Annotated in this window: 23 protein-coding genes; 13 read left to right on the plus strand and 10 right to left on the minus strand. The window is 61.9% G+C overall.

Annotation, left to right across the window (positions count from 1 at the left end):
* Positions 1-5: 5 nt before the first annotated feature.
* Genes U1A24_RS13835 through U1A24_RS13845 form a run of 3 tightly spaced genes read right to left on the minus strand, consistent with a single transcriptional unit; the run spans position 6 to position 4,040 of the window.
* The gene (locus U1A24_RS13835) at positions 6-935 is read right to left on the minus strand and encodes a sugar phosphate isomerase/epimerase family protein (RefSeq protein WP_322322559.1); all 930 of its coding nucleotides are present in this window, start codon (positions 933-935) and stop codon (positions 6-8) included.
* Position 936: 1 nt separating this feature from the next.
* Positions 937-2,475, minus strand: a complete 1,539-nt coding sequence (locus tag U1A24_RS13840; RefSeq protein ID WP_322322560.1) for a glycerol-3-phosphate dehydrogenase — start codon at positions 2,473-2,475, stop codon at positions 937-939.
* Positions 2,472-4,040, minus strand: coding sequence for an FGGY-family carbohydrate kinase (locus U1A24_RS13845; protein WP_322322561.1), 1,569 nt, complete (start codon positions 4,038-4,040; stop codon positions 2,472-2,474). Before U1A24_RS13845 ends, U1A24_RS13840 begins: the two co-directional genes overlap by 4 nt.
* A gap of 654 nt (positions 4,041-4,694) precedes the next feature.
* Here U1A24_RS13845 and U1A24_RS13850 point away from each other — a divergent pair.
* The 13 genes from U1A24_RS13850 to U1A24_RS13910 all read left to right on the plus strand — a co-directional run bounded on the left by U1A24_RS13850 (position 4,695) and on the right by U1A24_RS13910 (position 17,836).
* Positions 4,695-5,327 carry a DUF2291 domain-containing protein gene (locus U1A24_RS13850; RefSeq protein WP_322322562.1) on the plus strand — a complete coding sequence of 211 codons (633 nt, stop codon included), beginning with the start codon at positions 4,695-4,697 and terminating at the stop codon, positions 5,325-5,327.
* Entirely contained in the window at positions 5,324-6,841 is a 1,518-nt protein-coding gene (locus tag U1A24_RS13855; protein WP_322322563.1) for a sugar ABC transporter ATP-binding protein, read from the plus strand. The genes U1A24_RS13850 and U1A24_RS13855 overlap by 4 nt, the downstream gene beginning before the upstream one ends.
* Before the next feature lie 9 nt (positions 6,842-6,850).
* Positions 6,851-7,900 (plus strand): ABC transporter permease, encoded by a 1,050-nt coding sequence (locus U1A24_RS13860; protein WP_322322564.1) that lies wholly within the window; start codon positions 6,851-6,853, stop codon positions 7,898-7,900.
* A 91-nt stretch (positions 7,901-7,991) separates the two neighbouring features.
* Positions 7,992-8,939 (plus strand): D-ribose ABC transporter substrate-binding protein, encoded by a 948-nt coding sequence (locus U1A24_RS13865; RefSeq protein ID WP_322322565.1) that lies wholly within the window; start codon positions 7,992-7,994, stop codon positions 8,937-8,939.
* 88 nt (positions 8,940-9,027) lie between these two features.
* Positions 9,028-9,891 carry a DeoR/GlpR family DNA-binding transcription regulator gene (locus tag U1A24_RS13870; RefSeq protein ID WP_322322566.1) on the plus strand — a complete coding sequence of 288 codons (864 nt, stop codon included), beginning with the start codon at positions 9,028-9,030 and terminating at the stop codon, positions 9,889-9,891.
* Positions 9,892-9,981: 90 nt separating this feature from the next.
* On the plus strand, positions 9,982-11,490 hold the full coding sequence (locus U1A24_RS13875) for an FGGY-family carbohydrate kinase (RefSeq protein WP_322322567.1): 1,509 nt from the start codon (positions 9,982-9,984) through the stop codon (positions 11,488-11,490).
* Complete coding sequence (locus tag U1A24_RS13880; protein WP_322322568.1) at positions 11,487-12,260, plus strand: DeoR/GlpR family DNA-binding transcription regulator; 774 nt, start codon at positions 11,487-11,489, stop codon at positions 12,258-12,260. Before U1A24_RS13875 ends, U1A24_RS13880 begins: the two co-directional genes overlap by 4 nt.
* The gene (locus U1A24_RS13885; protein ID WP_322322569.1) at positions 12,257-13,948 is read left to right on the plus strand and encodes a glycerol-3-phosphate dehydrogenase/oxidase; all 1,692 of its coding nucleotides are present in this window, start codon (positions 12,257-12,259) and stop codon (positions 13,946-13,948) included. Before U1A24_RS13880 ends, U1A24_RS13885 begins: the two co-directional genes overlap by 4 nt.
* Positions 13,945-14,304 carry a LysR family transcriptional regulator gene (locus tag U1A24_RS13890; protein ID WP_322322570.1) on the plus strand — a complete coding sequence of 120 codons (360 nt, stop codon included), beginning with the start codon at positions 13,945-13,947 and terminating at the stop codon, positions 14,302-14,304. The genes U1A24_RS13885 and U1A24_RS13890 overlap by 4 nt, the downstream gene beginning before the upstream one ends.
* A gap of 57 nt (positions 14,305-14,361) precedes the next feature.
* Positions 14,362-15,138 carry a molybdate ABC transporter substrate-binding protein gene (gene modA, locus U1A24_RS13895; protein ID WP_322322571.1) on the plus strand — a complete coding sequence of 259 codons (777 nt, stop codon included), beginning with the start codon at positions 14,362-14,364 and terminating at the stop codon, positions 15,136-15,138.
* A gap of 6 nt (positions 15,139-15,144) precedes the next feature.
* On the plus strand, positions 15,145-15,855 hold the full coding sequence (gene modB, locus U1A24_RS13900) for a molybdate ABC transporter permease subunit (protein WP_322322572.1): 711 nt from the start codon (positions 15,145-15,147) through the stop codon (positions 15,853-15,855).
* Positions 15,852-16,949 (plus strand): molybdenum ABC transporter ATP-binding protein, encoded by a 1,098-nt coding sequence (gene modC, locus U1A24_RS13905; RefSeq protein ID WP_322322573.1) that lies wholly within the window; start codon positions 15,852-15,854, stop codon positions 16,947-16,949. The genes modB and modC overlap by 4 nt, the downstream gene beginning before the upstream one ends.
* A complete protein-coding gene (locus tag U1A24_RS13910; protein WP_322322574.1) occupies positions 16,946-17,836 on the plus strand; it encodes a bestrophin family protein in 891 nt (296 codons plus the stop codon). Before modC ends, U1A24_RS13910 begins: the two co-directional genes overlap by 4 nt.
* A gap of 5 nt (positions 17,837-17,841) precedes the next feature.
* On the opposite strand, the gene U1A24_RS13915 is transcribed toward U1A24_RS13910, so the two are convergent.
* The 7 genes from U1A24_RS13915 to U1A24_RS13945 are packed head-to-tail and all read right to left on the minus strand — an operon-like array spanning position 17,842 to position 24,027.
* Positions 17,842-18,534, minus strand: a complete 693-nt coding sequence (locus U1A24_RS13915) for a ribulose-phosphate 3-epimerase (protein WP_322322575.1) — start codon at positions 18,532-18,534, stop codon at positions 17,842-17,844.
* Positions 18,515-19,333: an alpha/beta hydrolase gene (locus tag U1A24_RS13920; protein WP_322322576.1), complete on the minus strand. Its 819-nt coding sequence runs from the start codon at positions 19,331-19,333 to the stop codon at positions 18,515-18,517. The genes U1A24_RS13915 and U1A24_RS13920 overlap by 20 nt, the downstream gene beginning before the upstream one ends.
* Complete coding sequence (locus U1A24_RS13925; RefSeq protein ID WP_322322577.1) at positions 19,333-20,160, minus strand: sugar phosphate isomerase/epimerase; 828 nt, start codon at positions 20,158-20,160, stop codon at positions 19,333-19,335. The genes U1A24_RS13920 and U1A24_RS13925 overlap by 1 nt, the downstream gene beginning before the upstream one ends.
* Positions 20,160-21,236, minus strand: coding sequence for a Gfo/Idh/MocA family oxidoreductase (locus U1A24_RS13930; protein ID WP_322322578.1), 1,077 nt, complete (start codon positions 21,234-21,236; stop codon positions 20,160-20,162). The genes U1A24_RS13925 and U1A24_RS13930 overlap by 1 nt, the downstream gene beginning before the upstream one ends.
* A 3-nt stretch (positions 21,237-21,239) precedes the next feature.
* A complete protein-coding gene (locus tag U1A24_RS13935; RefSeq protein WP_322322579.1) occupies positions 21,240-22,205 on the minus strand; it encodes a sugar kinase in 966 nt (321 codons plus the stop codon).
* A 3-nt stretch (positions 22,206-22,208) separates the two neighbouring features.
* Positions 22,209-22,973 (minus strand): ATP-binding cassette domain-containing protein, encoded by a 765-nt coding sequence (locus tag U1A24_RS13940; RefSeq protein ID WP_322322580.1) that lies wholly within the window; start codon positions 22,971-22,973, stop codon positions 22,209-22,211.
* A 1-nt stretch (position 22,974) separates the two neighbouring features.
* Complete coding sequence (locus U1A24_RS13945) at positions 22,975-24,027, minus strand: ABC transporter permease subunit (protein ID WP_322322581.1); 1,053 nt, start codon at positions 24,025-24,027, stop codon at positions 22,975-22,977.
* Positions 24,028-24,128 lie beyond the last annotated feature (101 nt).

Genomic DNA, 24,128 nt, shown 5'->3' on the forward strand with positions numbered 1-24,128 from the left:
CCTCCTCAGATGTGCAGATCATCGACACCGCTGTGAATGTGCGGCGCCCAAAACGCAATGCTTTCAGCGATTTGGGCGATCACCTCGCGGTCATTCGGGTCACGCTCTTTGAACGAGAGTTCCAGACAGATTTCATTGTGCTCTGCGCCGCCTTCGGCGAGGGCTTTCAGCAGGGGATCCGGGTGAATCCGGCCCTTGGCGTTGAAGGCCGCGGTAAAGGGGCGGTGGCCACCTTTGTCCATAAGGCTTTGCTTGATATGGATAATCGGGGAGACTTTCGGCACCGCACGCGCCCAGGCGTAGGGGTCAACATCATCCGGGTTCGGGCTGGTCAGATCGCCGTGGTCAATGTCAGCCATCATCCACATCGGCACTGCCATATTGGCTGCGGTCAGCCGTTTTTGCAGGGCAAGGGCCGAGGCGATGGTTTCGCCAAACTCACGCCCGACGCTCATCGGTTCCCAGAATACATATGTCAGGCCAGCGGATTTGGCGTGTTCGGCGACTTCGGCCCAAGCGTCGATTGCGGTCTGGATCAGAGATTCGCGGCGGATTGGGTCGTCAAAATCCTGATAGGCGAAGATGGCAAACTGCGTCCCCACGCTGGTGCCGCCCAGATCGGCGGTGATGTCGGCGAAGGTTTTGAACCAATCAATATAGTAGCGGCGCACGTCGCGGTCGGGGTGCCCGAAGTGGTTCAGACGGCCATAAGGCCCGGTCATGCCCGAGGTGACGCGCACGCCGGTGCGGTGCAGGGCGGCGTCCATCTGGCGGGTCAGACGACGGATCACCGGGGCGGGCCAAGACGGGTTGATGAACTCATGCGTCAGTTGCAAATCGCGGATGCGCAGATCGCGCGCGACGGTATTGATCAGATCATCCGGGTCGGCAAAGCGGTTCACCAGCGGGTTGGTGTTCAGTGAAAGCGTTAACATCTTACGCCCCTTTCGCCATCCAAGCGGTGAAAGCCGCTTGCTGCTCTGCCGTCAGGTGCAGGTTGTGCTTGGTGCGGCGTGTCAGAATATCCTCCGGCGTTTGCGCCCATTCACGCGCGATCAGATAGCGTGCTTCAGCCTCGTACAGATCGCGGCCAAAGTGTTGGCCCAAGCCATCCAACCCTGTCGCACTGCCCACCAGATCACGGGTGCGCGCGCCGTAATGGCGGCCATAATGCGCAATCAGGCTGCGCGGCATCCACGGATAGGCCACACGCAAGTCATTGGCAAAGCTTTCATAATCGGCATTCGGCATCTCACCACCCGGCAAGGTGGCATGGGCTGTCCAATCCGGCCCCATCTGCGGAAAGATCGCTTTCAGGCGGTGTAAGCCACGCTCGGCCAGTTCGCGGAACGTGGTGATCTTGCCGCCGAACACATTCAAAAGTGGCACACCGCCGGTCTCGTCCAGATCAAACACATAGTCGCGGGTCACGGCAGAGGGGTTGCCTTTGCCATCGTCAAACAGCGGGCGCACGCCCGAGAAATGATGCACCACATCGCTGCGGCGCAGCCTTTCCTTGAAATACCGGTTAACGGCGGCGATGAGATATTCGATCTCGGCCTCCGTCGCCTGTACCTCTTCCGCACGGCCCTCATAGGCGACATCGGTGGTGCCGATCAGCGCCTTGTCGCCCTCGTAAGGGTTGATGAAGATCACCCGCTTGTCGTGGTTTTGCACGAGGTACGCGTGATCTCCGGCCCAGAATTTCGGCACGATGATATGGCTGCCTTTGACCAGCCGGACGTTGCGCGAGGAATTCGACCCGGCCACCCGCGTCACGATATCCGTCACCCAAGGCCCCGCCGCATTGACGATACAGCGCGCGCGGAAGCTGCGGGTTTCACCGTTCTGATCGGTGGTCTCAACGGTCCAAGCGTCGTTTTCACGCCGCGCCGAGGTGCAGGCGGTGCGGGTCAGCACCAATGCACCCTTTTCCGCCGCATCCAGCGCGTTCAACACCACCAGCCGCGCGTCATCCACCCAGCAATCGGAATATTCAAAGCCGCGCTTGTATTGATCCATAATCGGCGCGCCCTGCGGATCGCGCCGCAGATCCAGCGTGCGGGTGCCGGGAAGCTTTTTGCGCCCGCCAAGGTGATCATAAAGAAACAACCCCAACCGCACCAGCCACGCGGGCCGGTCCGTGGGCGAATGCGGCAGCACAAAGCGCATCGGCCAGATGATATGCGGGGCGGCGTTCAGCAGCACTTCACGTTCGATAAGCGCTTCGCGGACAAGGCGAAATTCATAATACTCCAGATAACGCAGCCCGCCATGCACCAGTTTGCCAGAGCGCGACGAAGTGCCTTGCGCCAGATCATCCTTTTCACACAGCACCACCGACAAGCCCCGCCCCGCTGCATCGCGGGCAATGCCAGCACCATTGATGCCACCGCCAATGACGAACAGATCAACCAAACTAGGGTCAGAAACGCTAGGCTTAGAAATGTTAGGCTCAGAATTACTAAGGCTCATTCGGCTGTCCTGTCTTTGGCTTGGCGACTGTCCGCAAGGCCAGACCATGCGGTGGTCAGTCCCTCGCGGGCGGATTTATAGGCGGGATAGGTTTGGGCGTAGGTGGCGGTCAGGGCGGGATCGGGTGCTTCCGCCGCGCCCAGCAAGGGGGTGACCCATTCGGCAATGCAGGCATCCATGGACGGATAGGCGCCAATCGCCACCGCCGACATCATCGCGGCAGCGGCGGCACCCGCCTCTTCACGACCAGACACCCGCACGGGGGCCCCGGTCGCAGCAGACAATACGCCGCGCAGGCCTTTCGAGCGCGCAGCCCCGCCCGTTAGTCGCAGTTCCAACGGCATAGCCCCCATTGCGGCATAACAATCGCGGGTCGCCATGCCCAAGCCTTCGACCACGGCACGCAAAAGATCCGCGAAACGGTGGGTGAAATTCAGGCCCACAAACCCGGCGCGGGCATCGGCATTGACAAAAGGCCCGCGCTCTCCGGCCTCCGAGATATAGGGGTGGTAGAGCAACGCCCCCGGCTTGCTGGCCGCAAGCCAGCTTTCAATCAGCGGCACGAGATGAGCGTGAGTGGTCGGCCGCCCGAAATCGGACATCAGGTCAGCCGCCATCCGCAGCACCCAGTCGATGTTCAAGGTGGCCGCCATATTGGTCTGCACCTGCGTCACCATCCCCGGCACCGGAAGGCAGATCACATAGCCGGTGCCCTCGGCATTCAGGTGCACGCCATCGACCGGGGTGGCGCGCATATGCACACCCGTCGAGCCTACGGTGGAACAGGCCGCCCCTGCCGCCCCGGTATGCACCCCTGCCCCCAGCGCCGTCATCACCATATCGACAAAGCCAAGACTGACGGGCGTGCCCGCGCGCAGGCCAGTCTGCCGCGCCGCTTCAAGCGTCAACGGATGGGTGATTTGGCTGCCGTCGATGATCTCTGGTAGCAGATTGCGACGATGGGACAATCCCAAAGCGTCGATCACCTCGGCATCATATGCACGCGTACGGAAGTTGCCGAAGGTAAAGCTGGCCTCGGAAGGATCGGTGGCCCGCACCCCGGTCAGGTTCAGATAAAGCCAGTCTTTGCAATGCAATACCACTTCGGCTGCATCCAGAAGTTCCGGATGAAACCGATCCATATGCGCCATCTGGCTGCCCTGCTGGCAGGTGTTCAGCCCGGTGCCCGTCGCCTCAAACCGGGCGCGATTGGTTGGGCTGGCAGCCAGACGCTCTACCGTGGTGGCCGCGCGGGCATCCAGCCAAAGCCAGGCATCGCCAACGGGAGTGTTGCCCGCCCCGGCCAGCCATGTGCCATCGCCCTGCGCCGTCACCGAGACCGCCGCCGTGCGCGCGGCGAGATTGGGCACCTTTTCCGCCAGACCGCGCAGAGCGGCCGCGCAATCAGCCCAGGTCTGCGCCAGATTTTGCGTCGCAGCCCCCGCAGGGCCCGTCGCATAGGCATTTGGCACCGCATGGGCGGCAAGCTGTGCACCGGCAAGGGTAAACGCCACCGCTTTGACCACCGAAGTGCCCGAATCGATGCCGATCAAAAGCTCTGCCATTCTGCCCCCCTCAAACGCCTACGCCATCAAAACCCCAGCCCCCTCCGGCTGGCCCCGTCGTATTATCACATAGTCATAACACGAAAGATGAATTATTTTTCTGACATAGTAATTTCTTTCAGATAAACTGCGATCTGTCAACCAAAGCCAAGGCAAAGCCAGCAAGATCAGCGCCCGGCGCGATCTGCCGCTTAAAACCAGCTGCAGCAACGCAGATGAATCCATCCAGTATGACAACACTATATCTTATTATCAGTTAGTTATCTTGATTTCAGCCGACCCAAGAATGCTGCAATGCAGCACATTGCGCAGCTGCAGAAGCCTCCCCCGACTCAGGGCTCAGCGGCGATAGGGCAGCCCTGAATGCTGACAATTCGGGCGGTATGCCTGCAAAAGACTCGATTGACAGACCGCGGAACTTATAACAGTATCTTTCGAGTTGATACCATAACTCTATCACGGATAGGGGTGTAACACGGCCATATCAGCACAACGGGAGGGAATCGTTCGTGCTGATTTGGCAGAAACGGGGGGAGCCATGCTGAACTGGCAGCCGCATTGCGGCTTGGCGCACCGCCTGCGTGTCGCATCGTCTGGCAGCCTTCGGGCAGCTGGCCCCGCCCCCGAGACCATCGCATGCAAGGTGACCCTACCATGAGCCAACCCGCTGACATCGCACCACAATCCCGCCGCACCCTGCTGATGAGCGCAGCCTTTGCCGTTCTGGTGCTGGGCGCAATCGCGCTGGATACCACCGTGGTGCGCATTGGTTCGGAACAGGATGTGCGCGCCGCGAAGTTCTCACCCGAGGCATTCGGCGTGGAAGCCTTCCCGAAAGTGCAGGCCAATGTCACCGAACGCGCGGTCGATGTGGTGGAACTGGCGACGGCCATTGCGGCGGATGCCAAGGCGGCAGAGGCGAAATACAGTGTCGCGGGCGTCTATCCGGTGAAGTTCGAAGGCGTGGTGGGTGAAGGTAAGTCCGGCATCTATTACGTTGATGTGGCAGGACTTCCCGCGCCGTTGCGTCTGCGCGTTCAGACTGGCCCCGCGATCAACGGCACCGAGTTGCGCGATGCCAGCGGTGAGATCACCTTCAGCCAGTTCACCAACCAGATCGAATATCAGGACGCGGGCTCTGCGCTGAACAAAGAGATGAAAAAGCTGGTGTTGGACGGGATTGATAACGTGGCTCTGACCGGGAAAACCCTTGTCGTGGTCGGGGCCTTCAAGCTGGTCAACCCGAAAAACTGGCTGATCACCCCGGTCTCGCTGGAGGTGAAATGAGCGATCAGCCCGTTCTTTCCGCGCGCAATATCGCAAAATCCTACGGCAATATTCACGCCTTGAAGGGGGTGAATTTTGACATCCATCCCGGTCAGGTCACCACGCTGTTCGGCGAAAACGGCGCGGGCAAGTCGACGCTGATGAAGATCCTGTCGGGCGTGGTCAAGCCCAGCTCGGGTGAGATTGTGCTGGACGGTCAGCCGGTGACCTTCGCCAATTCAACCGAGGCGCGCAATCGCGGGATTTCGATTATCCACCAAGAGCTTAGCCTCGCCACCAACATGAATGTGCGCGACAATATCTTCATGGGCCGTGAGATCATGACCCGCTCTGGCGTCGATTTCGCCGAAGAAGAACGCCAGACCCGCGCCTTGATGGCAGAGCTTGAGGAAGACATTGACCCGCTGACCCCGGTGGAAGAACTGCGCCTGGGCCAGCAGCAGATCGTTGAAATCGCACGGGCTTTGTCGGTGAATTCGCGCATCCTGATCATGGATGAACCAACGAGCGCCTTGTCAGCGACGGAAGTGGAAGTGCTGTTCAAGGTGATCCGCGATCTGACCGCGCGCGGGGTGTCGATTGTCTATATCTCGCACCATCTGGAAGAGGCGTTGCAGATCACCAATCACGCGGTGGTTCTGCGCGATGGCGCGATGACCGCCTATGCCGAGCGCAGCGCCATTGATCTGGAATGGATCGTGCGCAACATGGTCGGTGAGAATTTCGACCTTGGATCGCCGCCCTCAGGCTATGCCATGGGCGAGACGGCCTTGAGCATTGAAAACATCTCGGTGCCGGATGCGGCGGGGGTGGGTTTCTCGGTGGTGGATCGGTTCTCCCTGTCGGTTAATGCCGGGGAAATCGTCTGTATCTATGGGCTTATGGGCGCGGGCCGCACCGAATTGCTGGAATGTGTGGCCGGTCGTCTGGCCCCCTCTGGGGGGCGGGTGATGCTGCAGGGCCGCGATGTGTCGGGCCTGAGCATCGCGCAGCGCATCGCACGAGGGCTGGTTCTGGTGCCGGAGGACCGGCAGCGCGACGGTCTGGTGCAAACCATGTCGGTGGGGCAGAACCTGTCGCTGGCCAGCATTGGTGCGTTTACCAAGGGGCTGTTCACTTCTCGGAAAGCCGAGGCTGCGGTGGTCAGCGATGCCATCCGCAAGGTCACGGTGAAAACCGATGCGAGCGGCACAGCGCCGATAGGCTCGCTGTCGGGCGGCAATCAGCAAAAGGTGGTGATCGGCAAGATGCTGGCAACTAACCCGAAGGTCATCGTGCTGGATGAACCGTCACGCGGCATCGACATTGGCGCGAAAGCCGAGGTGTTCCGGCTGTTGTCGGAAGGCGCGAAGCAGGGGCTGGCGGTGATTTACTCCACCTCGGAAGTTGGCGAGTGCCTGTCCATCGCGCACCGCATCATCGTCATGCACCGTGGCCGGATTTCGGCCGAGTTTGACCACACTGTAGCCAAAGAAAAGATCATGGCCGCCTCTGGCGAAGCCGTGGCCCACTAGGAGAACCCGATGTCATCGACCCCAAAACCTGCTGCGAAACAAGGGTTTGACCCGATTGCCCTGCTGCTGGAGGGCCGTGCCTTCTTCGCGCTGATTGCGATCATCGTGGTGTTCTCGCTGCTGAGCCCGCATTATTTTTCGATGCCGAACTTTCTGGTCATGGCCAGCCATGTCGCAATCTACGGTATCCTTGCCATCGGGATGCTGCTGGTGATCCTGAACGGCGGGATTGATCTTTCAGTCGGCTCGACCCTTGGCCTTGCAGGTTGCGCTGCGGGGTTCCTGATGCAAGGTGTGCAGATCCAGGCTGCGGGCGTGATCCTGTATCCGCCTGTCTGGGCGGTGGTGGTGCTGACCTGCGCGCTGGGGGCGTTTGTCGGCTTTGTCAACGGTGCGCTGATCGCGTGGTTCAAGGTGCCTGCCTTCGTGGCCTCGCTTGGGGTGATGTATGTCGCCCGCGGTGCAGCGCTGTTGATGACCAACGGGCTGACCTTCAACAATCTCGGCGGAAAGCCCGAACTCGGCAACACCGGCTTCAACTGGCTGGGCTTCAACCGCCTCGGCTTCACCCGCGAGTGGAGCGTGCCAATCGGCGTTGTGGTGCTGGCCACTTTGGCCATCCTTGCAGGCCTGATGCTGTCACGCACCGCCTTTGGCCGCTGGCTTTATGCTTCGGGCGGCAATGAGCGGGCGGCGGAACTTTCCGGCGTTCCGGTCAAGCGCGTGCAGATCACCGTCTATGTGCTGTCGGGCATCTGTGCGGCCATCGCGGGCCTTGTGCTGTCGTCGCAGTTGACTTCGGCAGGCCCCACCGCAGGCACCACCTATGAATTGACCGCGATTGCCGCTGTGGTGATTGGCGGGGCAGCGCTGACCGGCGGCAGAGGCACCATTCGCGGCACCATGCTGGGGGCCTTCGTGATCGGCTTTCTGTCCGATGGCCTCGTGATCATCGGCGTGTCGTCCTACTGGCAGACCGTGTTCACCGGGGCGGTGATCGTCCTAGCGGTGCTGCTGAACTCGATCCAATACAAACCTAAAGCCAAAGCAACGGCCTGAGGTTTCACGCACTTCGCCGCGATGGGCTGCTCATCGCGGAAAGACCCGCCGCATCCGTGGCAAGACTGACACCAACCAAGGGAGAGAGACTATGTTCACCATGACCAAGCGCGCGTTGCTCGCCGCTGTCGCCATCAATGCCCTGCTTGCAGGCAGCGCTTTCGCTGAAGGCCTGATCACCATCATCGTCAACGACCCGGCGAACCCCTACTGGAAAACCGAAGGCGATGTCGCGGCGGCCACCGCCGAAAGCCTCGGCTACACCGCTGCCGTGTCGGCGCACAAAGGCGACACCAATGCGGAATCGACGATGATCGACACCGCGATCACCAACAAATCCGTCGCGATCATTCTGGATCCGGCGAATGCTGACGGCTCGATCGGGGCGGTGCAGAAGGCTGTTGACGCAGGTATCCCGGTGTTCCTGGTGAACGCCGAGATCAACAAAGAAGGCCTCGCCAAAGCCCAGCTGGTGTCGAACAACGCGCAAGGTGCCGCGATGGGCGCGCAGCAATGGGTCGCGTCGGTGGGTGAAGCCGGAAACTATGCCGAACTCTTCGGCAACCCGGCCGACAACAACGCCGCCACCCGATCGAACGGCTATGAAACCGTGCTGACCCAATACCCTGATCTGGTGAAAGCCGCGCAGGAAGTCGCTGATTGGGATCGCACCAAGGGCCACGACAAGATGCAGTCAATCCTGCAAGCCAACCCCGACATCATCGGCGTGATCGCCGGCAATGACGAGATGGCTTTGGGTGCGATTGCGGCTTTGAAAGAAGCCGGCAAGCTGGAAGGCGTGAAAGTTGGCGGCTTTGACGGATCACCAGATGCGGTCGCTGCGATCACCGCAGGCGAGATGCAATACACCGTGTTGCAGCCGGTCGCCGTGTTCTCGGCAGAGGCTGTGAAGCAAGCCGACAGCTTCATCAAAACCGGTGCCACGGGTGCCGCGACTGAAAAGCAGCTGTTCGATTGCCTGCTGATCACCAAAGACAATGTGGACAAATACACCGGCCCGTTCACCCTGTCGGAATAATCTGACCTTGGGGGGCGCTGGCAACGGCGCTCCCTTGCTTTTCGGCAGTCCTGCGGGCATCGCTATACAGACAGGGGAGGCGATCAAGATGACCGATATGAAACCGCCCTCTGGCCTGATGGCCGACCAACTGCCCTCTGACAGCCGCCACGCTCGCCAACTCGCCCGTCGCCAGTTGATCTCCGAGGCGGTGATGGCGGAAGGCTCGATGCGGATCGAGGATCTGACCGAGCGGTTTGGCATTTCCTTGATGACCGCCCACCGCGATCTGGATGAACTGGTTGCCCGCGGCCTGTTGCGCAAGACGCGCGGTATTGTCTCGGCTGCGCCGACCAGCCTGATTGAATCCTCGGATGTTTATCGGTTTTCCCGCCAATCGGCTGAGAAAAAGGCCATCGCCAGCGCCGCGATGCAGTTCGTCGAGCCCGGTCAGGCGATCTTCTTTGACGATTCCACCACCGTGTTGCAAATGGCACCGCACCTGCCCGCCAAGGTGCCGCTGACCGCGATCACCAATTCGCTGATCCTGATGAACGAGTTGAACGGCATCCGCGATCTGTCGCTTCTGGGCTTGGGCGGGCAGTTGCATAACTGGTGCAACGCCTTCATGGGCCGGATGACTACCAACGAAATCAAACGCTTGCGCGCCGACACGCTGTTCTTGTCGATGCCCGCGATCACCGACGACATCGTGTTCCATCAATCGCCCGAGATGGTGGAAACCAAGCGCGCGATGTTTGATAGCGCCCAGCGCCGCATCCTTCTGGCCGATCACACCAAGTTTGGCCGTCGCGCTTTGCACGCCTTCGCCGACCTGACCGAGTTTGACGTGGTGATCGTCGATCAGGCCACCGACCCCAGCCATATCAGCCGGATGCGCGCCAAGGGCATCAACGTCGTCATCGCCGCCGCCCAGCCCGCACGCGTTGAGATCGACGCAGAGGTCGACTAATTTGTAACGCATATTGCCGTTATAATACCACCGTGTCATGTTCGCTTTATCAGATTCGCCCCTTACATTCGGGCTGCGAAAGGGAAGCACATGACCAGTCTGTTGGGCATCGACAACGGCCTTACCGTCACCAAAGCGGTGATTTTTGACGAAACCGGCCGCCAGCTTTCCGTCGCCCGCCGCCGCATCCCGCAACTTCTGCCGCAGCCGCATCATGTCGAACGCGATATGGAGGGTCTCTGGCGCGCCACGGCCGAGGCGATTGCCGAAGCGATCCAGCTTTCCGGCCGCCCCGCGTCAGATATCGTTGCCGTCGCAGCTACGGCGCATGGCGATGGCCTCTATCTGCTCGACCATGAAAACCGCCCCTTGGGCAACGGCATCCTGTCGCTGGATGGCCGCGCCGGGGCAATTTGCGAAAGCTGGCGCGACCGCGCCGATGCTGCTTTGAAGCTGACGGGCCAGATCCCCCCCGCCTGTTCGCCCGCCGCATTGCTGGCATGGGTGCGCGACAATGAACCCGAGCGTTTCGCGCAAATCGGCAGCTTTCTGGCCTGCAAGGACTGGCTGCGCTTCTGTCTGACAGGCAGCCTTGGCACTGACCGCACCGAAGCTTCCACCGCCTTCACCGATGTGCAGACCCAAGACTATACCCTTGATGCGCTGCAACTTTTCGGGCTGGAAAACGTCGCACACGCCCTGCCCGACATCGCCGATTCCGCTGAGATCATCGGCCATATCACCCCCGAGGCTGCAGCGCTTACGGGTCTTGTCGCAGGCACCCCGGTTGCGGCTGGCCTACATGATGTGACGGCTTCTGCGCTTGGCATTGGTGGCCATGCCGAAGGCGTCGTCGCCATCGTCGCGGGCACCTATTCGATCAACGAAGTGGTTTCCGCCCAGCCCAACACCGATCCGCGCTGGCTCTGCCGCAACGCCATCCTGCCCGGTCAGTGGAACAACATGGCGCTGTCGCCCGCCTCTGCCGCCAATTACGATTGGTTCATCGAGACGCTATGCGAGGCTGAACTGACCGAAGCCGATACGTCGGGCACCTCCATTCACGCCATGCTCGCGTTAGAGATTGATGCCGCACTAGCCAAACCCACCACCTTGATGTTCCATCCCTTTCTCTATGGCTCGCCGCATGGTCCGCAAGCGAGTGCCAGCTTTCTGGGCCTGCGTGGCTGGCACAATCGCGGCGATATGTTGCGCGCCGTGCTGGAAGGCATCGTGTTCAACCACCGCAGCCATATTGACGCCCTGCGCGCAGGCTTCCCGGTGCGCGAGGCCCGGCTAACCGGCGGCGTCGCCCGCAACCCCACCTTCGCGCAGATGTTTGCCGATATTCTCGGCATGCCCGTCACCACCAGCCAAACCGAGGAAGCCGCCGCCTGGGGGGCCGCGCTGTGTGCCGGGGCGGCCGTGGGCCTTTATGCCTCTCCCCTCGCCGATCCGCGCGATATGTCGCTGTTGGGGCAAACCTACACCCCGGATCCTGCCCGTGCTGCAACTTACGAAAAACGCTTTCAGCTTTATCAGAAAATCACCGCCGCCGTCGCCCCGCTTTGGCCAGAAATCGAAGCCCTGATCGAATGACCCCCGAGTCCCGCCGCGAAGAAATCGCCGCCTATGTGCTGCAACAAGGCGAAGCCCGGATTGATGATCTGGTGCAGCGCTTTGGCGTCTCACGCATGACCATCCACCGCCACATTGATCAACTGGCGCAAGCGGGCCTGCTGCGCAAGCTGCACGGGGCCGTCAGCGCCCTGCCCTCTGGCGTTTATGAAAGCCTGTTCCGCTACCGCCAAACCGTGGCCTCCGCTGAGAAATCCGCCCTCGCCCGCGCCGCCCTGCGCTTCATCGAACCCGGTCAAGTCGTGATGATCGACGACTCCAGCACCACCCATGCCCTCGCCCCGCTGCTGCCGCAGATCGCACCGCTGACCGTGATCACCAACAGCCTCGCCTCCATCCAGTCTCTGACCGGGGCCGACGATATCACCCTGATCTGCCTTGGCGGCCAGTTTCACCCCACCTACAACGCCTTCATCGGCCATCTCTGCGAAACCGCTTTGCCCAATTTGCGCGCCAATGTGCTGATCTGCTCGGCCTCTGCGGCGCAAAACGGCACGGCCTATATCCAGGACGCCCAAGTCACCCGCGTCAAGCAAGCGATGATGGCAGCCGCCAACATGCGTATCCTGTTGCTGAACCACGAGAAATTCGGCCGCTCTGCCCTGCACGCCCTGAGCCCGCTCACCGCCTTTGACGCTGTGCTGACGGGCGCCACCTTGCCCGCCGCCGAAGCCAGCGCCCTGAAAGCCGCCGGTGTGCGGCTGCATCTGATCGAAACGGACACCCCATGAACCTTGAGCCCCGCCTGCAAGACCTGTGCGACAATGGCATCGATGTGCTGATCCTTGGCGCAGGCATCAACGGCGCGGGCCTGTTTCGCGACCTTGCCGAACAAGGCCTGCGCGTGCTGATCGTCGAGAAGGGCGACTATGGCGGCGGCACTTCGGCGGCACCTTCACGGATGATCCACGGCGGCTTGAAATATCTGGAAACCGGCGAGTTTGGTCTGGTGGCGCAATCGACGCTGGAACGCAACCTGCTGCTGAAAAACGCCCCCCATGCCGTCACCCCGCTGGCCACTGTGATCCCGATTTTCTCTTGGACCAAGGGGGTTTGGGCGGCTTTGCGCACGCTCTTCGGCTCCACCACCGCTGCGCGCAGCCGGGGGGCCTTGCTGCTGAAAGTGGGCCTCACGATCTACGATTACTACGGCAGCCGCGCCAATGTCATGCCGCGCCACAAGATGAAATCCCGCGCCAATACGCTGGCCGAGTTTCCGCAAATGACACCGCGCATCGTCGCCTCCGGCCTCTACTATGACGCCAAAATCGCCGGGCCCGAGCGTCTGGTCTGGGAACTTCTCGCCGATGGCATGGAAGCCAACCCGCAAGCCCTCGCCCTGAACTACACGCAAATCGCCGCCCATAGTGGCGCGGAGATCAGCTTCACCCGCGAAGATGGCACCAATTTCATCACCAAACCCAAACTGGTGATCAATGCCGCTGGCCCGTGGATTGACCGCGTCAACGCCGCTTTGGGCGCGGATACCAAGCTGATCGGCGGCACCAAAGGCTCGCATATCCTGCTGGATCACCCTGACCTGCTCAAAATGCTCAACGGCCAGATGATCTACTTTGAGGCCGACGATGGCCGCATTCTGCTGGTCTATGACTACCTCGGCAAAGCCCTCGTCGGCTCCACCGATATCAAAGCCGCCGACCCTGAAAACGTGCGCTGTGAGGACGATGAAATCGCCTATTTCCTCACCAGTCTGCGCGCCCTGCTGCCCGGTCTGCCCTTCGATCATGAGCATATCATCTATGCCTATTCCGGCATCCGCCCGCTGCCTGCTTCAGACGCCGCCACTCCCGGCCTGATCAGCCGCGACCATTCCGCCCCCGTGCTGGAGCCTACTACCCAGCGCCCGTATCCGATCATCTCGCTGGTGGGGGGCAAATGGACCACATTCCGCGGCTTTGCCGAGGAAGTCGCCGACAGTTGCCTGAAGCGCCTAAACCACCCCCGCCGCATCTCCACCCGCGATCTCGGCATTGGCGGCGGCAAAGGCTATCCCACCGAAGACGCAGCCAAATCCCGCCTGATCGCCAGTGCCGCCGCCACCGGAGGCCTCAACCTCGCCCGCGCCCAGCAGCTTTTCAGCCGCTACGGCACCAGCCTGAGCAGCCTTGTCGCGCATAAATCCCCCTACAGCGACGCCGACCGCCTGCCCCACGCCACCGCCTACAGCGCGGCGGAGATCGACTGGATCGCCCGCAGTGAGCAGGTCGAGCACCTTGCCGATCTCGTGCTGCGCCGTACCACGCTTGCCGTCACCGGTGCGCTGAACGCCGCTGACCTCGACCAAATCGCCGACATCCTCGCCGACGCGCATACTTGGCCGCCCGAGCGCCGCAGCACTGAAATCGCCCAACTCACCGCCCAACTTGCTCACACCAACCGCCAGACCCTGACGCCATGAAACCCCAATCCCACATTCTGCTGCGCTTCTACTTCGGCGAGATGAAGCTCGGCCCCGGCAAGGTGCAACTGCTGGAGCATATCCGCGACACCGGCTCGATTTCCGCCGCAGGCCGCGCGATGCAGATGAGCTACAAGCGCGCCTGGATGCTGGTCGAGGAAATGAACGCGGCCTTCATCGATCCCGTGGTGGAAAGCGCGCGCGGCGGCGCGAATGGCGGAGGTGCCACTGTTACCGCAATTGGCCTTGCCGTCATCGCCGCCTATCGCGCGGCTGAAATGGCAAGCGCGCAGGCCACCGGCCCCCATATCGAAACGCTGCAAACCTACCTGCGCGATATTCCCGAGCGGAAATAACGCTTGCGCCTCGCCGCGCCACCGATATGTTCACAAAAACATATCACCGGAGACCCCATGCTGACCCGTCGCCACAGTTTGATCGCCGCCCTGCTTGTCAGCCTTGCCCTGCCCGTCAGCGCATCGGCCGAAGAGATCACCGTCTTCGCCGCCGCCAGCTTGAAAAATGCCCTCGATACCATCGCCGCCGATTGGCAGAAAGAAACCGGCAATAGCGTGGTGATTTCCTACGAAAGCACCGCCAAGCTGGCGAAGCAAATCGAGCAAAGCGCGCCCGCCGATCTGTTCATTTCCGCCTCAAAGAAGTGGATGGATACGCTATTTGATGAAAACCTGATCCAGAAAGACAGCCGCAAAGACATCCTCGGCAACAGCCTCGTGTTGATCGCCGCTGGCAAAGCCGCCCCAGTTGAGATCAGTAAAGACCTTGATCTGAAAGCACTTCTCGGTGACGGAAAGCTGTCGATGGCCACGGTGGACTCCGTCCCCGCAGGCCAATACGGCAAGGAAGCGTTGGAAAATCTCGGCCTCTGGACCAGCATCGAGGCCAATGTCGCGCAATCCGATAACGTCCGTGCCGCCCTCGCTTTGGTCGCGGCAGGTGAGGCCCCCTACGGCATCGTCTACGCCTCGGATGCCATCGCCGACGGCGAAAGCGGTGATAAGGTGACAGTCCTCGGCACCTTCCCCGCCGACAGCCACAGCCCAATCGTCTATCCTGCCGCCATTATCGCCTCTAGCACCAAGCCCGCCGCACAGGCCTTTCTCGACGCTTTGTCTTCTGATAGCTCTGCCGCCGTATTCGTAGCCCAAGGCTTCACCGTTCTGAAATAAGGCCCGATGCCCGAGAATCCCGCCGACTGGCTTTCTCCCGATGAATGGCGCGCCGTGGCCTTGTCGCTGCGTGTCTCGCTGTGGGCAACGGCGCTCAGCCTGCCCTTGGGCATCTACATCGCTCACCTGCTGGCGCGGCGTCAGTTCTGGGGCAAACAGCTGCTGAACGGCCTTGTGCATCTTCCCCTTATCCTGCCCCCCGTCGTCACCGGATATCTCTTGCTGCTGGCCTTCGGGCGAAAAGGCTTTATCGGCCAATACCTTGACCAATGGTTCGGCGTCACCCTCGCCTTCAAATGGACAGGCGCTGTGCTTGCCGCCGCCGTCATGGCCTTCCCGCTGATGGTGCGCGCCATCCGTCTGGCGTTTGAAGCCGTCGACCCCAAGCTGGAACAAGCCGCAGGCACATTGGGCGCATCGCCGCTCTGGGTGTTCCTTACCGTCACCCTGCCGCTGATCCTGCCCGGCATCATCGCCGGAGCCGTGCTCGCCTTCGCCAAAGCGATGGGCGAATTCGGCGCCACCATCACCTTTGTGTCGAACATCCCAGGCCAGACCCAAACCCTGCCCTCGGCGATCTACACCTTCCTGCAAGTGCCGGGTGGCGACAGCCAAGCCTTCCGCCTCGTCCTCATCTCCATCGCCGTCGCCATGCTCGCCCTGATCCTGTCCGAGTTCCTCAGCCGCGCCATAGCCCGTCGGATTGCCGGATCATGACCCTCTCCGTCGCCCTCACCCACCAGTTCCCCGGCTTCACGCTGGATGTGGCGTTCGAGGCCCCTCCCGGCCTGACCGCGCTGTTCGGCAAGTCAGGGTCTGGAAAAACCAGCGTGATCAACGCGGTGGCGGGCATCCTGCATCCCCATCAAGGTCGCATCACCGCAGAGGGCACCACCCTGCTCGACACCGCCCAAAGCATCGACCTGCCGACCCACCGCCGCCACCTCGGCTATGTCTTTCAAGACGCCCGCCTGTTCCCGCATCTGAGCGTGCGGCAGAATCTGACCTATGGCCGCTGGTTTGCACCGAGAACCAACGGCCCCGCTTTCGACGATATCATCACCCTCTTGGGTCTGGACGCCCTGCTCAACCGCCGCCCCGGAGCCCTGTCTGGCGGCGAGAAATCCCGCGTGGCGATCGGTCGCGCCCTGCTCTCCAACCCCGCGCTGCTGTTGATGGACGAACCCTTCGCCGCCTTGGATGAAGCCCGCAAAGCCGAGCTGCTGCCCTATATCGAAACCCTGCGCGACCACACCAAAATCCCCATCCTCTACGTCAGCCACGCCCTTGCCGAAGTCGCCCGCCTCGCCACCACCATCGTCGTGCTGGATCATGGCAAAATTCTGCGCGCTGGCCCCGCTGCCGATCTGCTGGCCGACCCCGACCTTGCCCCCAGCCTCGGCCTGCGCGATGCGGGCGCGATCCTGACCGCGACCGTCACCGCGCAAGACCCTGATGGCCTGACGCAACTGCACACCCACGGTGGCCCGCTCTGGCTGCCCAAGATCACCGCCGCCCCCGGAACCGCCCTCAGAATCCGCATCGCCGCCCAAGACGTGATCCTGTCGCGCAGTCGCCCCGAGGGTCTCTCCGCCCTCAACATCCTGCACGGCACTGTCAGCGAAATCCGTCTCAGCCCCGATGGCGCGCTGATCCAGATCGCCATCGGCCCCGATCATCTGCTGGCCCGTATCACCCACCGCTCGGCAACCGCCCTTGGCCTTACCCCCGGTCAAGCAATCTTTGCGATTGTGAAATCCGTCGCCGCGGCCCAAACAGATATCGGCACCCGGCAGGAAGGCGCAGCATGATCATCCGCGACAAACCCCGCGCTTGGGAATTGGCTTTTGCGATGCGCGGCTCTGTGCTGCCGCATATCGCCTTGCCGCTGCTGGGCGTGGTCGCGCTGTCGGCGCTGATGGTCTGGATCGACCACCAATTCGGCGTCCTGCCGCATATTGAGGGCATTCCCTTCACCGTCTTCGGCATCGCTTTGTCGCTGTTCCTCAGCTTTCGCAACAACGCCGCTTATGATCGCTGGTGGGAGGCCCGCAAGCTGTGGGGGGGGCTGCTGGCCGATCTGCGCAGCCTCGCGCGTGAGTTGGAGGTTTTCCTGCCCGACCAAACGCTGCGCCACCGTATCCTGCGGCAATCCTTGGCTTTTCTGCACCTGCACCGTCGCCAACTGCGCCGCCTGACGCATGACGCCGAAACCCAATCCCGCTCGCCCGAACTGCTGGCCGATCCGCATCCGCCTTGCTCGGCGCTGAATCTGATCAACGCCGATCTCGCGGCAGCCTATGCGGCAAAGCAAATCGACGGCTTCGGCGCACGCACCCTGACCGCTCGGCTTGGCAGCATCGCGTTGCAACAAGCCGGATGCGAGCGCATCGCCGGAACCCCGTTGCCCTTCGTCTATTCCCTGCTGATTTACCGCACGACTTACCTGTTCTGCCTGCTGCTGCCGATGGCGCTGGTCGGCACCTCTGGCTGGCTGACGCCCCTGTTCGTCGGCATCGTGGCTTACGTTTTCCTCGGGCTGGCCGAGGTGACCGAGGAACTCAGCCACCCGTTCGGCACCACATTGAACGCCCTGCCGTTGGACGCGATCTGCCGCACCGCCGAAATCAGCCTCGCCCCGCATTTGGGCGAGCCTGCGCCCAAGCCACTGCAACCGAGTGATTTCCACCTCAGCTAAAGCGCCTACAACCCGTGCAGCCAGCGCATCCGTTCCGCCAGATCGGGCGCGCCAAACGCCAGCGACCCCATCACCACCGTCTCGGCCCCGGCATTGCGCAACAGCGGCACCGTGGTATCCCGGATCCCACCATCCGCCGCCAAAACCACCCGCCGCCCGGCATCTGCGATCAATGCAGCCGCCTCGCCCAACCGCGCGCCCGCCGTTGGATCAAGCCCCTGCCCCTTCACCCCGATCGCCGTGCCCAAAAGCGTCAGCATATCCAAGCGGCTGACCCACTCCGCCGCCCGTCCCACCGGAGTTTCCACCCGCAATACCATCCCCGCCTTCAACCCATGCGCGCCAATCCGCTGCAAACCGTCGCCCGCATTGGCGTTCTCGACATGCACCGAAATCAGATCGGCCCCGGCTTCGGCAAACTGATCAATCTGCGCCAGCAGCACCGCATCATCCACCATCAGATGCACATGAATCGGGATCGCCGTCAGCGCGCGCAAGCCCGCCACCAGATCGGGGAAAAACAGCAAAGCCGGGGCAAAATGGCCGTCCGCCACATCGACATGCAGAATATCCGCATGTGGCGTGATCCGCTCCAGATCGTCCGCCAGCCGCACCAGATTGGCCGACCACATCGAATATTCAGCAAGCAATCGGCTGCGGGGCAGCGCCGAAATCCAGTCAGGTTGTGGGCGGGGCATCGTCTATCTCCTTCAGAAATTTTGTCATCGCATCGGCAAGCGCCGCCAGATGGGCCAGCTTATCGCGCGCCTTCGCGGGCAGTTCCACCAGCCGCGCCTGCGGGATCATATCGGCCAAAGCCTGCGCATGGGCCATCGGGTGAATGGCATCCTCGCCGCAGCCGCAAATCAGCGCCGGGATGCGTAAGCTGCGCAAATCCTCCGCCGTAATCCCCGGCCCATCGGCGGAAATCGTGGTCAACAGCGGCGCGGTTTCCGCCTGCGGTCTACGATTGAAAAAGCCTTTCAATGAGGCGAGGTTATCCGGTGCCTCCACCGCCAGCCGCCGCGCCGTCTCACCCTCGGCGAAAAACGCCCGCGCCTGATCCAGCGGCAACATCTCCAGCAACATGCCAACTTCCGCATTCGGCGCCATATTTTCGGGTGCCGCCTCTACCACCCACGCAGGCCGCACCAGTATCAGCGCGCGCACCAGATCGGGACGCGTCACCGCCAACCGCGTGGCAATCGCCGCCCCCATCGAGATACCGCCCAGCACCACCGGGCCGGGTATGGTCTCAATCATCGCCGCCACATCATCTGCGAAACAGGCGATGGAAACCGCATCCCCTAGCGGCGACATGCCATGCCCGCGACACTCCAACCCCTGCCAGCGCTGCGTGCCAAGCCCTTGCATCGCCTCGGCAATTTGCCCTGACCCACCGCACAGGCCATGCTGAAACACCAGCGCGGGGCCAGTCTCCCCATCCCGATACACCGCCAGTTCCAGGCCATCGCGCAGTAGTGCCGAGCTCTGCATCACAGATCCGCCAACACACGGCCAAGGTAATTCGCCACGCCCGCCGCTTCCTCCGCCGCCAAGCCATGCGTCACCAGATCGCCGTCAAACCCCGCAGCCTTCAGCGCGCCAAGGAAATGCGGGAAATCCACCACGCCCTTGCCCGTCGTCGCAAACCCGCCCGCCGCATCGCGGTCCTTGGCATGCGCCATCGCAATCCGATCGGCCAACAAATTCACCGAACGTGTCAGCAAATCGCGCTGATCCGTGAGCGTTGCCACCTCAAACAAATTCGCCGGGTCCAGCACAATCGCCAGCGCGGGACTTTGCAGCGTGTCGATCAAAGCGCGCGCCCGTGCCGCCGTATCGACGACATTCGCCAGTTCCGGCTCGATCCCCAATTTGATCCCCAAAGGCTCGGCCAGCGCACAAGCCTTGCCCATCTCATCCAGCAAATCAGCCCAAGCCTCAGCCGAGCCATTGTCCGGGTGATGCCGCCACTGATCGTCTGCATCCCTTGTGCCGGTGCACAGCGTCACCATCCCCGTCCCCATCGCCGCCGCGTTCCGCAGCAAAACCTCCAGCCGCACCAAACCCTTAGCGCGCACCGCAGGGTCTGGATGGATCATGTTATAAGTGCCTGACACCGCAGCAATCGCCACGCCCGAGGCCCTACTCGCCGCAGAAACCGCCGCCACATCCTGCACGCTCAAAGCATCCGGCATCGCCGCCATCCCCGAGCAGGCCATGTTATACTGCACGCAGGCAAACCCCGCCGCCTTCGACGCCGCCAGAACCGTGCCCGGATCACTGCCCGCAAAGGTCTTGGCGAAAATCCCCAACCGCATCACAGCGCCCCCGACACATCCGCCAGCTTCACCGGACGCCGCGATCGCGCCGACTCTGCAATCGCCACCATCGCGCGGACCGAGGCGATACCATCCTCAATATCCGCCCCCGATTGCGGCACCCCGTTCAGGATCGTATCCGCAAACCCCTCCAGCTGGCGGCGATAGAAATGCCCATCCGCGCCCAGTACCCGGTGCGTCGCACCATCGGATTCCTTGAAAATATCCACCTCGGACGACTTGTAATACCACGGGTTATAGGTCTTGCCCAAAACCGAGCCTTGTTCGCCGTAAATCTGAAACCCTTCGTGCCAATCCATCCGCACCGCTACCGTCAGATCCAGATGCCCCAGCACGCCATTGGCAAATTCCACATCGATAAACCAGCACCGGATGCCCGCCCGGTTCAGCAATCGCGCGTCCACCGCGACGATATCCCCAGCGAAATACCGAGCCGTATCAACCAGATGGCTGCCATGTGCCAGCATATAATACCGGTCCAGATCGGCCTTTGGGTTCTCGGCGGGCTTCTTCGCATTCTTCGAGGTCACCATCAACGGCTGCACCGCATCGGTCATCGCGTAGCGGTGCGTGTTGTCGCAATACCACGCCTTCAGCGCCACCATCTGCCCCATTTCACCGTCAATAAAGCCCTTCGCCGCCTGCAATCCGGCATCATAGCGCTTCATATGCCCAACTTGCAGCGTAAGCCCCGAAGCCGCCACCGCAGACCGCAAACTCTCGGCCTCCTGGATACTCACCGCCAAAGGTTTCTCGCACAACACATGCTTGCCCGCCTGCAGCGCCATCATGGCCGCCGGCACATGGAAGGCGTCCGAAGTGGCAATCACCACCGCCTCTAGCACCGGATCGGCCAGCATCTTCGCGTAGTCATTATAACTGCGCTGCGGCGCATGGGTCGCGGCCATCCGGTCGCGCAGATCATCCGCTACATCGCAGATCGCATAAAGCTCGGCATTGCGCGCCTTGGTGCAACTTTCAAAGTGCGCAGCTTGGGCAATCGGACCACAGCCCAGCACGCCCACCCGCAGCAATCTGTTGTCTTTCGCGGGCATCGCCTATCCTTTCACGCCATCAATTTCGGCCAAAGAAGCATTCCCCTCCATCGGCCCCAGCTTTTGCACCGCCAGCGCTCCCGCCGCATTGGCGCGCTCCAAGGCATCCGGCAAAGGTTCTCCAGCGGCCAACAAGGTCACCAAGGTTGCGCAAAAACAATCGCCCGCCCCCGTCGGATCCACCACCGTCACAAGGTGCGCGGGCAGCGCCACCGTTCCACCCGCATCCCGCCCGACGCAGCCCTGATCGCCGCGCTTCAACACCACAACGCGCGCGGCCCCCGAAAGCAACCGCCCCGACCAATCGGCAAACGCCTGCCCCGGATACAAAACCTCTGCATCGGCATCCGAGGGCAGCACATAGGTTGCCATCGCCATGATCCGCTGCAAAGCCTCGATGTACCCCGCATCCGAAATCAACTCCGCCCGGATATTCGGATCAATCGAGATCGCAACCCCCTCAGAACAAAGCCTTTCGCACAAAGCCAGCCCCACCGTCCGCATCGCCGGATCACCCAGCATGGAGCCCGAGATATGCAGCACCGAGATCCCCGCCGCCAGAAAGCCTGCCTCAATTTCCTCCAGAGCGGGCAGCCGTGACGCCGCCGAATGCGCGATATTGAACACGAAATCCCGGCTGCCGTCGGAGTTATAGCTGACAAAGGCAGACCCCGTCGGCACCCCCGGCACCACCCGGATCAAGCCCGGATCAACGCCATCTGCAACCAGCCGATCCAACACCACCCGGCCAAACGCATCATCGCCCACGGCCCCTGCAAACACCGCCCGCCCACCGAAAGCCGCCGCCACCCGCGCCGCCTGATCAATGAAAATTCCCGGCGCGCCAGAGGGAAATGGCCCAACATAAGGCGCGGCCACAAGGTTGCGACCGTCCTTCTGCGTACACACAAACTCCACCAGCAACTCGCCGATGGACCCGATCACCACGGGCCGTCGCACGGCGGCCATAGCTCAGCCGCCAACCATCAGCTTGACCACCTCATCATGCGTGGTCTCGGAAATCTTCCGCTCCCCGGCCTGCACCCCGCGCCGCAACACCACGATCCGATCCGCCACCGCGAAGATGTCCTGCAAGTTGTGCGAGATGAAAATCACCCCGCGCCCCTGCGCCTTCAACTGGTGGATCAACTGGATCACCTTGCGCTGCTCGGGCACGCCCAAAGCCGCCGTCGGCTCATCCATGATCAGGATTTGCGCGTTCCAATAGACCGCCCGCCCAATCGCCACCGCCTGCCGTTGCCCGCCCGAGAAATTCGACACCGGCGCATCCAGACGGCTGACATGGAAATCCAGCAAAGCCATGGTAGATTTCGCGGCTTCCGCCATTTTCGCGCGGTCCAGCACCGGCAAGAAGCCAAAGGCTTTACGCATCGGCTCGCGGCCCAGAAAGATATTCGCACCGATCGTCAGGTTATCGGCCAGTGCCAGATCCTGATAAATCGTCTCGATCCCGATGTCGCGCGCCTCTTGTGGCGAGTTGAAGCTTACCTTCTGGCCCTTCAGCAAAATCTCCCCAGAAGAGGGCTGATACACCCCCGAAATCGCCTTGATCAGCGTAGTTTTGCCCGCGCCATTGTCGCCCGCAAGCGCCACAACTTCGCCCGCCCGCACCATCATCGTCAGGTCATTCAGCGCCTGCACCGGGCCGAAATTCTTCGACAGGTTGCGCACTTCCAAGAGCGGCTCGCCAATTTTGGTTTGGCCGATTGGGGTCATCTCACTCACTTTGCCGCCCTCCCGAGAACCGCCGTTGCGCTTGGTCAATCAGCACCGAAATGATGATCACCACGCCCACCGAAATAAACTGCCAGAAGGGCGCTACATTGATGAACACCAGCCCATATTGGATCACCGCGATCACAAAGGCCCCGGCCACGGTGCCCAGAATGGTGCCCGATCCGCCAAACAGGCTCGCCCCGCCGATCACGACAGCTGCCACTGAGTCCAGCAGCAAAGGCTCTCCGGCCTGCGCCGCCCCGGCGCTGAACCGCGCAGCATAAAGCACCCCGGCCAGCCCTGCGCACATCCCCGACAGGATATACAGCCGCAGCAAATGCCATTTGATATTGATCCCCGCCCGCCGCGCGGCTTGGGCATTGGCACCAATCGCATAATTGTGCTGGCCGAATTTGGTCTGACCCAGCAGGTAATGCATGATCAGAACGAAGATCGCCGTGACGATGATGATATACGGCACGCCGTAAATCTTGCCATTGCCCAGCGCGGCAAACACCTCATTTTTCACCGGAACCGTGGTGCCGCCCGCCAGCAAGAACGCCACGCCGCGCGCCACACCGAACATCCCCAAGGTGCCGATAAACGGCGGCACTTTCAGCAGCGCCACCAGCAAGCCATTGATAAACCCGGGAATTGCCGAGACAGCCACCGCCACCACAGACCCCAGCAGCACCGCAGGCAGAAACCCCAACCCCGGCGTCAGCCAGTTGATCACATGGGCCGCGACCACCGCCGCCAGCCCCATGATGAAGCCCATCGACAGATCAATTCCGCCCGAGATGATCACGAATGTCTGCCCGGTCGCCAATAGCAACGGTGCCACCGCAAACACCGCAATCGACTGGATGTTGAACGGATTGAACAGGAAGGTGCCGCCAAAGCTGATCCGCGACCAGATCTCGAACCCAAGGATCAGAAAGGCCAGAAACAGCCAGGCCCGCAGATCGGCCACGCGCTGCAACGTCGTGCGCGCCTTGTCGGCATGGTCGGCTTGCGGGGCCACATGGGCGGGGGCAGCGGGGGGCGATGTCATGTGAAATTCCTAAACTTGGGCAAGCATATGCAGCCTGCGCAACAACCAGCAGCCAAGCTTGCGGCCGTCATGGTTTAGTTGAAGCATGTAAGATGGGGGAG

It is taken from the genome of Cypionkella sp., from assembly GCF_034376685.1.
Classification (GTDB): domain Bacteria; phylum Pseudomonadota; class Alphaproteobacteria; order Rhodobacterales; family Rhodobacteraceae; genus Cypionkella.